The 10,034-nt window shown below is 72.2% G+C and carries 13 protein-coding genes; 4 read left to right on the forward strand and 9 right to left on the reverse strand.

Translation table 11 applies throughout. The features are described 5' to 3' along the window. Positions 1-9 precede the first annotated feature (9 nt). Positions 10-1,404 carry a GspE/PulE family protein gene (locus GON04_RS12920; protein ID WP_157398248.1) on the forward strand — a complete coding sequence of 465 codons (1,395 nt, stop codon included), beginning with the start codon at positions 10-12 and terminating at the stop codon, positions 1,402-1,404. Here GON04_RS12920 and GON04_RS12925 read toward each other — a convergent pair. The 5 genes from GON04_RS12925 to GON04_RS12945 form a co-directional block, all read right to left on the reverse strand. Next, positions 1,391-1,573 (reverse strand): hypothetical protein, encoded by a 183-nt coding sequence (locus tag GON04_RS12925; protein WP_157398249.1) that lies wholly within the window; start codon positions 1,571-1,573, stop codon positions 1,391-1,393. The two genes, GON04_RS12920 and GON04_RS12925, sit on opposite strands and share 14 nt — an antisense overlap. A 1-nt stretch (position 1,574) precedes the next feature. Then, positions 1,575-1,808, reverse strand: a complete 234-nt coding sequence (locus GON04_RS12930; protein WP_157398250.1) for a hypothetical protein — start codon at positions 1,806-1,808, stop codon at positions 1,575-1,577. A 111-nt stretch (positions 1,809-1,919) separates the two neighbouring features. Further along, positions 1,920-2,633, reverse strand: coding sequence for a haloacid dehalogenase type II (locus GON04_RS12935; RefSeq protein WP_157398251.1), 714 nt, complete (start codon positions 2,631-2,633; stop codon positions 1,920-1,922). Positions 2,634-2,635: 2 nt separating this feature from the next. Then, a complete protein-coding gene (locus GON04_RS12940; RefSeq protein WP_157398252.1) occupies positions 2,636-3,622 on the reverse strand; it encodes a Bug family tripartite tricarboxylate transporter substrate binding protein in 987 nt (328 codons plus the stop codon). 51 nt (positions 3,623-3,673) lie between these two features. Next, a complete protein-coding gene (locus tag GON04_RS12945) occupies positions 3,674-4,909 on the reverse strand; it encodes an NAD(P)/FAD-dependent oxidoreductase (RefSeq protein WP_157398253.1) in 1,236 nt (411 codons plus the stop codon). 114 nt (positions 4,910-5,023) lie between these two features. On the opposite strand from GON04_RS12945, the gene GON04_RS12950 reads away from it, so the two are divergent. Both GON04_RS12950 and GON04_RS12955 read left to right on the forward strand, forming a co-directional pair. Further along, positions 5,024-5,725 (forward strand): transporter family protein, encoded by a 702-nt coding sequence (locus GON04_RS12950; RefSeq protein WP_157398254.1) that lies wholly within the window; start codon positions 5,024-5,026, stop codon positions 5,723-5,725. 143 nt (positions 5,726-5,868) lie between these two features. Continuing rightward, on the forward strand, positions 5,869-6,339 hold the full coding sequence (locus GON04_RS12955) for an LEA/WHy family protein (RefSeq protein ID WP_338050949.1): 471 nt from the start codon (positions 5,869-5,871) through the stop codon (positions 6,337-6,339). Between the two features lie 9 nt (positions 6,340-6,348). Here the strand turns inward: GON04_RS12955 and GON04_RS12960 are convergent, their stop codons facing one another. Beyond that, positions 6,349-6,771 carry a cupin domain-containing protein gene (locus GON04_RS12960; protein WP_157398255.1) on the reverse strand — a complete coding sequence of 141 codons (423 nt, stop codon included), beginning with the start codon at positions 6,769-6,771 and terminating at the stop codon, positions 6,349-6,351. A gap of 101 nt (positions 6,772-6,872) precedes the next feature. Between GON04_RS12960 and GON04_RS12965 the strand changes: the two genes are divergently transcribed. Further along, the gene (locus GON04_RS12965) at positions 6,873-7,766 is read left to right on the forward strand and encodes a LysR family transcriptional regulator (protein ID WP_157398256.1); all 894 of its coding nucleotides are present in this window, start codon (positions 6,873-6,875) and stop codon (positions 7,764-7,766) included. A 3-nt stretch (positions 7,767-7,769) separates the two neighbouring features. Here GON04_RS12965 and GON04_RS12970 read toward each other — a convergent pair whose 3' ends face one another. The 3 genes from GON04_RS12970 to GON04_RS12980 form a co-directional block, all read right to left on the reverse strand. Next, the gene (locus tag GON04_RS12970) at positions 7,770-8,786 is read right to left on the reverse strand and encodes a hypothetical protein (protein ID WP_157398257.1); all 1,017 of its coding nucleotides are present in this window, start codon (positions 8,784-8,786) and stop codon (positions 7,770-7,772) included. A gap of 303 nt (positions 8,787-9,089) precedes the next feature. After that, the gene (locus GON04_RS12975) at positions 9,090-9,605 is read right to left on the reverse strand and encodes a DUF1269 domain-containing protein (protein ID WP_157398258.1); all 516 of its coding nucleotides are present in this window, start codon (positions 9,603-9,605) and stop codon (positions 9,090-9,092) included. 32 nt (positions 9,606-9,637) lie between these two features. Then, entirely contained in the window at positions 9,638-10,030 is a 393-nt protein-coding gene (locus GON04_RS12980; RefSeq protein ID WP_157398259.1) for a cytochrome C oxidase subunit IV family protein, read from the reverse strand. Between the last annotated feature and the right edge of the window lie 4 nt (positions 10,031-10,034).

Consider the following 10,034-nt stretch of genomic DNA (forward strand, 5'->3'; position numbering starts at 1 on the left):
GCCCACCTGATGCCCACCCGCTACCCCCTGCCCTACAGCTTCGCCCGCAGCCACCAGTTGCTGGTGGAGGACGACGGCAGCACGCCCACCCTGTGGCACGCCGGCTCGCCGGCGCCGGGCGCGTGGAGCGAGGTCATGCGCAAGTTCCAGGTGCGGGCGCTGCAGCAGCTCGACCCGGCCGCCCTGGCCCAGCGCATCAGCGCCGCCTATGCGCAGGGCGAATCGAGCGCGGCCACGGTGGTCAGCGAGGTGCAGAACGCGGCCGACCTGTCGCGCATGATGCAGGAGCTGCCGGCGGTCGAGGATCTGCTGGAGACCAGCGACGACGCGCCCATCATCCGGATGCTCAACGCGCTGCTCACCCAGGCGGCACGCGACGGCGCCAGCGACATCCACATCGAGCCCTACGAGCGCCACTCCTCGGTGCGGTTCCGGGTCGACGGCACGCTGCGCGAAGTGGTGCAGCCCAATCGCGCGCTGCATGCGGCCCTGATCTCGCGGCTGAAGATCATGGCCGACCTCGACATCGCGGAGAAGCGCCTGCCGCAGGACGGCCGCATCTCGCTGCGCATCGGCACCCGCGCGGTCGACGTGCGCGTGTCCACCCTGCCCAGCGCGCACGGCGAGCGGGCGGTCCTGCGCCTGCTGGACAAGAGCGAGAGCAAGCTCAGCCTCGAGTCGGTGGGCATGACCGGCGACACCCTGCGCCGCTTCCTCGGCCTGATCTCGCAGCCGCACGGCATCATCCTCGTGACCGGGCCCACCGGCTCGGGAAAGACCACCACGCTGTACGCCGCGCTGTCGCGCCTGGACGCGAGCAGCAGCAACATCATGACGGTCGAGGATCCGATCGAGTACGAGTTGCCCGGCGTCGGCCAGACCCAGGTCAACTCGCGCATCGAGCTCGACTTCGCCAAGGCCCTGCGCGCCATCCTGCGCCAGGACCCCGACATCATCATGATCGGCGAGATCCGCGACTACGAGACCGCCCAGATCGCGATCCAGGCCTCGCTCACCGGCCACCTGGTGCTGGCCACGCTGCACACCAACGACGCCGCCAGCGCGGTCACCCGCCTGACCGACATGGGGGTCGAGCCCTTCCTGCTCAGCTCCTCCCTGCTGGGCGTGCTGGCCCAGCGGCTGGTGCGCAAGCTCTGTCCCGTGTGCCACGGCAGCGGCTGCGCCGCCTGCGGCACCACCGGCTACCAGGGCCGCACGGGGGTGTTCGAGCTGATGACCGCCAGCGACGCGATCCGCGCTCAGATCCACGGCCGGTCGTCCGAGGCCGAGATCCGCGAGGCCGCCCTGGCCGCCGGCATGACCCTGATGCGCGACGACGGCGAGCGGCTGGTGCGCGAGGGCATCACCTCGCGCGAGGAACTGCTGCGCGTCACGCGCGACTAGCGCCGCCCACCCGTTCCGGCACACCCGGCTTGCCGGGCAGTTCCACCGGCACCTGGTCGCGCCCGCCCTCCGAGGGCGGCATCCTGGGCTTCTCGTCCCCCGGCTGCGGGTCGGGGTTGTTCACCGGCGGCACGGACTCCGGCGCCGGGACGTCGTGCAGGCGCTGCATCTCACCTCCGCTCGCCCTGGTCGGTGATGCCCGGGCCGCTGTCGACCACGGGATCCTCGTCCTCGTCCTCGATGTCGGCCGCCATGATCTGCGGCCGCTCGGGCAGGCCGGGGCGTTGCGAGATGTCCGGCTTGGGGGCCTCCACGCGGCGGCCGCCCGGCACGGCCTGCGGAATGACTTGCGCTTCGGACCGGCGCTCCATGTCGAGCGGGTCGGGGGTGGTGTCGGTGGGCATGACAGATCCTCCTGCTGCATCGGATGGGCTCATGCTGCGCCGCGGCCGCGCCGCCGGCACTCGGCCGGCGCCGAACCTGGCTGTCGGTGCAGGACGACAAGCCCGGCGGTGTCAGCAGCCCAGCCGGTCGGCCAGCGCCAGCAGGCTGGCGCAATGCAGGTCATTGCCGGGCCGGGGCGCCACCTCCTTGGGGTGGCCGGCGCCAAACTCGAGCGGTCGCTCGATGTAGGCCGTGCGCAGGCCGCAGGCGCGGGCGCCGGCCAGGTCGTCGTGGTGGGCCGCGACCAGCATCACCTGGGCAGGCGCCAGATCAAACACGTTCGCCACGCCGAGGTAGGTGGCCGGGTCGGGCTTGTAGGCGCGGAAGACCTCGGCCGACAGCACGCAATCCCAGGGCAGGCCGGCGCGCTTGGCCATGTTGGTCAGCAGGCCGAGGTTGCCGTTGGACAGCGTGCACAGCGTGTAGCGGGCCTTCAGCCGCGTGAGCCCCGCCACGCTGTCGGGCCACGGATCGAGGCGGTGCCACACGCGGTTGAGATGGCGGCGCGCCGCTTCGTCGAGGTGGGCCAGGCCGAACGGCGGCAGGATCTGGTCGAGGATGAGGCGGTGCAGCTCGTCGATGCGCGTCCAGCCCAGCTCGCCGCTGCGCACCCGCGCCATGGCCGGCTGGTAACCGGCCCGCCAGGCGCGCGCGAACGCATCGCCGTCCACCTCGGGGTACAGCTCCTGCAGTTCGCGCACGATGCTGCCGTGCCAGTCGACCACGGTGCCGAAGATGTCGAAGGCCAGCACCTGCACGCCAGCCAGATCCGCAGGAGCGGCCATGGTCAGTCCACCTTCACGTTGGCGGCCTTGATCACCCGGCCCCACTTCGGGACCTCGGCCTCGACCAGTGCACGGAACTGCTCGGGCGTGCTGCCGCCGACGATGAAGCCCTGGCCGCCGAAGAACTCCTTGATGTCGGGCGCCTCCATCGCCTTGACCACCTCGGCGTTCAGGCGGGCCAGCACCTCGCGCGGCAGGCCGGCCGGCGCGAACACGCCCTGCCACGAGGTGGCCTCGAAGCGCTCCAGGCCGGGCACGCCGCTCTCGGCAAGGGTCGGCACCTCCGGCAGCAACGGATGCCGCCGCGTCGAGGTCACGGCGATCGGCGTCACCTTGCCGGCCCTGATCTGCGGCAGCAGCACCAGGAAGTCGCCGAACATCGACTGCAACGTGCCGCCGAGCAGGTCGTTCATGGCCGGCGCGCTGCCCTTGTAGGGCACGTGGGTCAGGCCGGCGCCGGTGGCCAGGTCGAACATCTCGCCGGTCAGGTGCATCGAGGTGCCGTTGCCCGGCGTGCCGTAGGTCATGGGCGGCCTCGCGGCCTTGGCCGCCGCCACGTAGTCGCGCACCGTCCGGATCGGGCTGCCGCTGCCGACCGCCAGCACCAGCGGCGCCGAGACGACCAGGCTCACCGGCGTGAAGTCGCGCAGGGTGTCGTACGGCATCCGGGGATACAGGCTGGCGGCGATGGCATTGCTGCCGGTCACGCCCATCAGCAGCGTGTGGCCGTCGGCGGGCGCCTTGGCCACGGCATCGGCGCCAGTGGTGCCGCCGGCACCGGGCCGGTTCTCCACCACCACCGGCTGGCCCAGCGCCACGGCCAGCTTCTCGCCCAGGCGGCGCGCCAGCAGGTCCGTGCTGCCGCCGGGCGGGAACGGCACCACGATGCGGATCGGGCGGGACGGAAAGGCCTGCGCCAGCGCCACGCCGGGCAGCAGCGCGGCGGCCAGCAGGCCGGCCAGACGGCGACGGGACAGCGAGAGGGTCATGCGGTGGGCCTTCGAGGAAGTCGGTTGGGCTGGGGGAGGTAGGAAGCGTGCTCAGAAGCGGTCGGGCGCGAAGGGCCGCAGGTCCACCTGCGGCGTCCGTCCCGCCACGAGATGGGCGACCTCGCGGCCGGTGCTGGCGCCGGCGCACATGCCGACATGGCCGTGGCCGAACGCGAGCCAGGCGTTGGCCAGGCGCGGCGCGCGGCCGATCACCGGCAGGCTGTCGGGCAGGCAGGGCCGGTGGCCCATCCAGCGCGTGTAGCGCGAGCTGTCGAGGTGGGGAAACATCTCGCGGCCCTTGGCCAGCAGCACGTCGGCGCGGCGCTCGTTGGGGGGCGGCCGCAGGCCCGCGAACTCGACGCTGCCGGCCAGGCGCAGCCCCATCGCCATCGGGTTGACCATCAGGTTGTACTCGGGCGCCATCACGGTGTGGCGCAGGCCCAGGTTGCTGCTCTGCACCGTGACGTGGTAGCCGCGCTGGGTCTCCAGCGGGATGCGCAGGCCCAGCGCCTGCGCCAGCGGGCGCGACCAGGCGCCGGCGGCCACCACCACGCCGTCGCACTCGATCCGCTGGCCCGAGGCGAGCCGGACGCCGCGCACGCGGTCGCCGTGCTGCTCGAAGCCCGCCGCCGCCTCCTGGACCAGCCGCGCGCCATCGGCGATGCACTGGCGGTGCAGCGCCTTCACCAGCGCCTCGGGATCGAGCGTCGAGCCGTTGTCGGGCGCCAGGATGCCGAAGCGGAACCGGCCCCGCAGGTCCGGCTCGAGCTGCGCGAGCTCCTGCTCGCCGACGTCGCGCAGGTCCACGCCCAGCCGCCGCCGCAGGTCCATGCCCCATTGCCAGCGGCGCGCGCTGGCGCTGGAGCCGTACACGTACAGGCAGCCGCTGCGGCGCACCAGCGCGGTGGCGCCGGCACGTTCGAGCAGCGGCGCATAGCTGTCGAAGATCGGCGCCAGCAGCCCGCGCAGGGCGCCGGCGATGCGCACGACCTCGGCGCGGCTGGAATGGCGCAGGAAGCGCAGCAGCCACGGCAGCACGGTCGGCAGGTAGGACGGCCGGATCGCCAACGGACCATCGGGGTCGCGCAGCCAGCCCGGCACCTGCTTCCACATGCCCGGCATGCCGACCGGCAGGCAGGCGCTGGGCGACAGGGAGCCGGCGTTGCCGAACGAACAGGCCTCGCCCGGCGGCACCGGCGAGACGAAGGTGACCTGGTGACCGTCGCGCTGCAGCCAGGCCCCGGTGCAGGTGCCCACGATGCCGGTGCCGAGCACGACCAGATGCATGCGGGACAGTGTAGCGAGGGGCGCCGGGACGGCGCCGCCGGCGCGCCCTGGGCAATGAAGGCACGCGGCAGCGGGCGGACCCGGTGTCACGGTGACACTGCACAATCGCCCGCCATGCTTGGTCGCCGCTTCCTCCTGCCCCTCCTGCTCGCGTTCGGCGCCGTTGCCCTGCCACCGGCCCGGGCCGCACGGCCCATGATCACCGACGACGCCCGGCTGGTGGATGCCAAGTCCTGCCAGGTGGAGAGCTGGGTGCGCAGCAACCGCGACAACAGCACCGAGTTCTGGGCCCTGCCCTCGTGCAACTTCACCGGCAACCTCGAGCTCACGCTGGGCGGCGCCCGGACCCGCGAGGCGGGCCGGACGCAGACCACCGACGTGCAGGCGCAGGCCAAGACGCTGCTGCGGCGCCTGGAGACCAACGGCTGGGGAATCGGCCTGGCCGCCGGCACCATCGGCCACCCGGATGGCCGCAGCCGCGACTTCTATGGCTACGTGCCGGCCAGCTTCTCCTACCGCGACGACCGCATCGTGCTGCACACCAATGTCGGCGCGCTGCGCGTCGGCGAGGAGCGCCGCACGCACCTGACCTGGGGCCTGGCCACCGAAGCCCAGCTGGCCAGCAACACCTGGCTGATCGCCGAGATGTTCCGCCAAGGCGAGGGCGCGCCCTTCCACCAGCTCGGACTGCGCCACTGGATCGTGCCGAACCGGCTGCAGGTCGATGCGACCTACGGCAACCGCAATGGCAGCGCGGGCGAGGAACGCTGGGTCTCGATCGGGCTGCGGGTGCTCACGCCGGCCTTCCTGCCCTGAGGGCGCGCCGGCCCGCGGCCACGCCGGCTGCCGGGGTGGAATCGGCACTGCCGAGTACATGTCCTGCACGGAGCGGTCATGGTTGCATTCGCCGGCCCAGAGCCTAGAGTAGGCGCCCCGACAGCACCGCCAAGGAGCCGATCGTGCGCACCTTCCTGACCACCCTCCTCGCGCTGCTGCTCTGCGCCTGCGCGGCCTTGCCGCACCAGGAGCCGCTGCAGGTCACCGTGGCCGGCATCGAATCGCTCCCCGGCGAAGGCTTGGAACTGCGCATGGAGGTCAAGCTGCGGGTGCAGAACCCCAACGAAACGCCGGTCGACTACGACGGCGTCTACGTCAAGCTCGACGTGCTGAACAAGACCTTCGCCACCGGCGTCAGCGACGTGCGCGGCACCGTGCCGCGCTATGGCGAGGCGGTCATCAGCGTGCCGGTGACGGTGTCGGCCCTGCGGGTGGCCATGGGTGCACTGGGCTTCGTGACCGGCCCGCGCATCGAGAAGGTGAACTACACGCTGCAAGGCAAGCTGGACAGCCCGGGCATCGGTTCGAACAGCTTCACCATGAACGGCGAGATGGCCATCCCCGTGATGACGGGAGGATCGGCCCTGCAGTGAGCACCGGGTTCAGGGCGCCCTGGACACCGGATCCAGGAACGGCGTGTCGACGTCGCTGACGTAGAAGATCACCACCTCGAGCGGCTCCGTCGCGCTGCGGTTGAAGCCGGTCATCCTGACGTGCGCCGGTTCCACGTAGGCCGTGCCGGCATCCACGCGCACCGTCGGCCGGCCTTCCAGTTCGAGCGTGAACTGGCCGCTGAGCACGTAGACGGTGACCGGCGCGCGGTGGCTGTGGAACACCGTGCGGTCGCCAGGCTGGAACTTCGCCTTGAGCACGCGCACCTGCTGCCGTTCGCCGCGCGGCATCTGCTCCACGGTCTGGGCCAACACCAGGTCGGGGCGGGCCATGCCCGGCTGCTGAGCGGTTGCCGTGAGCCAGCAGCCCAGCAGGAACAGCGATGCGCTGGCGCGCAGGACGACGGGGTGCATGGCGAACTCCTGGAGGGGACCTGGGCCCAGTCTAGGGACGCAAGCCCGCCGGCAACAGCCGCGCGTTTGCATAATGGGGCCGCACTTCTGCGGGGGCCCGCATGTTCGACTGGGACGACCTGAAGCCGCTGCTGGCGGTGGCCCGGCACGGCAGCACGACGGCCGCCGCGCGCGCCCTGGGCGTCGACCAGTCGACCGTGCAGCGCCGGCTGGTGGAACTGGAGCGGCGCATCGGCCAGCCGCTGGTGCAGCGCAGCCCGAGCGGCTACCGCCTCACCGCCTATGGCGCCGAACTGCTCCCCCTGGCAGAAGCCGTCGAGCAGCAGGTGGCCCGCCTGGAAGACAAGATCCGCCGCTCCGCGCGCGAAGTCAACGGCCTGCTGCGGCTCACCTGCCCCGAGCCGCTGGTGCCGCGCATCACGCGCTCGCCGCTGCTGGACCACTTGCATGCGCGCCATCCCGGGCTGCGGCTGGAGTTCATCACCACCGACCACTATGTCGACCTGACACGCGGCGAAGCCGACGTGGCGCTGCGTTCCGGCGACACCGTCGACAACCAGCTCGTCGGCCGCAAGGTGGGGCAGTCCCTGTGGGCGGTCTACGCCGGGCGCGGCTATCTCGGCCCGCGGGCGGCGCCGGCCTCGCTCGCGGCGGCGGCCGGGCTCGACTGGGTGGCGCTGGACGCGACCATGCCGAAGCATCGCTCCACCCAGTGGATGCGGCAGGCGGCCCCGGACGCCCGGATCGCGGCCACCAGCGGCAGCGTCCTGGGCCTGGTGCATGCCGCCAAGGCCGGCGTCGGCCTGGCCGCCCTGCCCACCGCGCTCGGCGATGCCGAGCCGGACCTGGTGCGCCTGTTCGGGCCGGTGCCCGAGCTCACGCGCATCTGGCGCCTCCTGACCACCCGGGCGCTGCGCCGCACGCCGCGGGTCGCGTCGTTCTTCGACTTCATGGTGCAGGAGACGGCGACCTTGCGGCCGATCCTGACCGGCTAGCGGTCACGCCCGCCACACCCGGTAGTTCGACAGCTGCAGGTTGCCGATGCCCTCGACCGGCTCGACGCCCAGCTCGATGCTGACCAGGACCTCGGTGCCGGTCACCCATGGCGCGCCGCTGGGATCCGTGCGCGTCGACAGGTGCTGCAGGAACAGGCCGAGGTTCAGCGTGCCGGCGCGCAGCGGCGCATCGGGCTCGAACACCACGAGGTCCCAGCCGCGGTTCAGCAGGTTGCGCACGAAGTACAGGTGCCAGAGGCGGCCGTCGATCACCGCATCGTGCGAGTACCAGGAGCGGTCGCGGCTGCCGTGGGCGCCGTAGCCGCCCCAGTAGTCGAGCGGGATCATGATCTCGTGGGTGATCGGCGCGGCGTCGAAGTCGCTCGCCTGGACCGGGCTATCCTGCAGCCAGAGGTCGAACGTGAGCTGGCCGCGGCCGCTCGGCGCCACCAGGTGGGCGTAGTCGAACGAGGCGAACATGTCCGGCCAGGCACCCGGCGCTCCCGCCGGCGGCGTGACCGGCAGGAACGAGCCCGGCGTGGTGCCCGAGGGCCGGGCCGTCGACACCGTGTTGTCCGGCAGCACCACGTTAAAGCCGCCCGGTCGCGGCCCGTCGCTGGCGAGCCCCGGCTTGCTGCCGAAGATGGCGGACGGATAGGCCTTGACCTCGGTGATGCCGATCGGCCACTTCCACCCCGAGCGCCAGGCAACCTCGCCGTTGGGACCGAGCGTGGCCGAGCGGGCGTAGTCGGACTCGAACTCGGTCCCGCCCGGGCCGGTGTAGGTCCCGCGCCGCAGGCCCACGGCATTCCACGCGTCGTCGCCGATCCAGTAGGCCGGCGCGCTGCCGACCTGCAGCAGGTCCGGCAGGCTGGTGCCCTGCACGCCGCGCAGCGCGGCGCCACCAGTGGGGCGGCCCGCGCCGGCCCCGCCCGCACCGCCGCCACCGCCGCTGCTGCCGCCGCCACAGCCGGCCAGCGCGCCGGCGCCCAGCACGGAAAGGACGGATCGCCTGGTCATGTGCATGAGGTCTCCCCGCCGCGGCAGGGGCCGGCCGTGCCGGCCCCAGGTCGCTGCCTCGCGCGCCGCGGCCCCGTCCGCGCCTGCCATCCGCACCGGATCGGCCCGCCGTCACGCCAACGCGAGCATGGCCACTGCAGCCGGACGGGAGAAGTGGACCTTTGTCCAATGGGTGGGCCGGCGCAGCTGGGCCGGCGCAGCTGGGCCGGCGCAGCCGGGCCGAAGTCGTCCTCCACCACGGTGCCACAGGGCGGCGCAGGTGGACCGGCTGGCGGGTGACTGAGGGCGCGCCCCGCCCGCGGCTCAGGGGAAGGCCGGGATGTCCGGTTCGGTGCCCTCGAGGTGTGCCTCCGGGTGCAGCGCCCGCAGGCGGGCCTCGATGGCCTCGACGTTCCACATGGGCACGTCCACCATCAGCAGGATCTGCCCCTCCTCGATCTGCGGCGTGAAGCGCGCCAGCCGCTTGCTCGGCGTGGAGATGCCGAGCATGGTCGACGCCCAGGTGCCGAACAGGGCACCGGCGACGGCCAGCGCCGGGGCCAGCATCCACTGCGGCTGGTCGCCGACGATCGGATAGAACACCGCGACCAGCCCGCCGACCAAGGCGCCCGTCGCGGCGCCGAGGATCAGTCCCACCTCGGCCGACCGGACGATGTCGGACGTCTGCAGCACGTTCGCGGCGTGCAGGCCCCGCATGTCGCTGCCCTCGCGGCCGACGAAATGCATGCGGTTGTAGGGAATGCGCGCCAGCAGGAGGTCGTCCATCGTGCGCCGGGCGCTCTCGACATCGGGCAGGAGCCAGTAGATTCGACTGTGCATGTCATCTCCTTCGGGGTGATCCCCTCAACCGTTCAATGCGTCGCTGCGGGCTGCTCCGCCACGGGGGCAAAGAACGTGCCCCGGGTCAGGAACGTGTAGTCGGCCTCGAGCGCGCCGATCCCCAGCAGCGTGATCAACAGGAGCGGCGGCACCAGGATGGCGTAGACCAGGGCCAGCCGCTCCCACAGCATGTGCATGAAGACCGACACGATCAGGCCGGCCTTCAGCAGCATGAACAGGATGATCAGCGTCCATCGCAGCAGGCCCTGGAAGTGGAAGTAGTCGACCAGGTAGGACGCCAGGCTGAGCAGGAACAACAGGCCCCAGATCTTGAAGTAGATGCCCAGCGGGTGCTGCTGCCCGTGCGCCTGCGGCGCCGGCGGCTCGCCGGTGGGTGGCGCGTGGGTCAGGTCGGCGTCGGCCATGAGC

Origin of the sequence: Ramlibacter pinisoli (assembly GCF_009758015.1) — a bacterium.
Classification (GTDB): Bacteria; Pseudomonadota; Gammaproteobacteria; order Burkholderiales; family Burkholderiaceae_C; genus Ramlibacter; species Ramlibacter pinisoli.

Excerpts from the sequence above, each read along its gene's own strand:
- GON04_RS12920 (WP_157398248.1), top strand. The coding sequence starts at position 10 with ATGCCCACCCGCTACCCCCTGCCCTACAGCTTCGCCCGCAGCCACCAG.
- GON04_RS12925 (WP_157398249.1), bottom strand. The coding sequence starts at position 1,573 with ATGCAGCGCCTGCACGACGTCCCGGCGCCGGAGTCCGTGCCGCCGGTG.
- GON04_RS12930 (WP_157398250.1), bottom strand. The coding sequence starts at position 1,808 with ATGCCCACCGACACCACCCCCGACCCGCTCGACATGGAGCGCCGGTCC.
- GON04_RS12935 (WP_157398251.1), bottom strand. The coding sequence starts at position 2,633 with ATGGCCGCTCCTGCGGATCTGGCTGGCGTGCAGGTGCTGGCCTTCGAC.
- GON04_RS12940 (WP_157398252.1), bottom strand. The coding sequence starts at position 3,622 with ATGACCCTCTCGCTGTCCCGTCGCCGTCTGGCCGGCCTGCTGGCCGCC.
- GON04_RS12945 (WP_157398253.1), bottom strand. The coding sequence starts at position 4,909 with ATGCATCTGGTCGTGCTCGGCACCGGCATCGTGGGCACCTGCACCGGG.
- GON04_RS12950 (WP_157398254.1), top strand. The coding sequence starts at position 5,024 with ATGCTTGGTCGCCGCTTCCTCCTGCCCCTCCTGCTCGCGTTCGGCGCC.
- GON04_RS12960 (WP_157398255.1), bottom strand. The coding sequence starts at position 6,771 with ATGCACCCCGTCGTCCTGCGCGCCAGCGCATCGCTGTTCCTGCTGGGC.
- GON04_RS12965 (WP_157398256.1), top strand. The coding sequence starts at position 6,873 with ATGTTCGACTGGGACGACCTGAAGCCGCTGCTGGCGGTGGCCCGGCAC.
- GON04_RS12970 (WP_157398257.1), bottom strand. The coding sequence starts at position 8,786 with ATGACCAGGCGATCCGTCCTTTCCGTGCTGGGCGCCGGCGCGCTGGCC.
- GON04_RS12975 (WP_157398258.1), bottom strand. The coding sequence starts at position 9,605 with ATGCACAGTCGAATCTACTGGCTCCTGCCCGATGTCGAGAGCGCCCGG.
- GON04_RS12980 (WP_157398259.1), bottom strand. The coding sequence starts at position 10,030 with ATGGCCGACGCCGACCTGACCCACGCGCCACCCACCGGCGAGCCGCCG.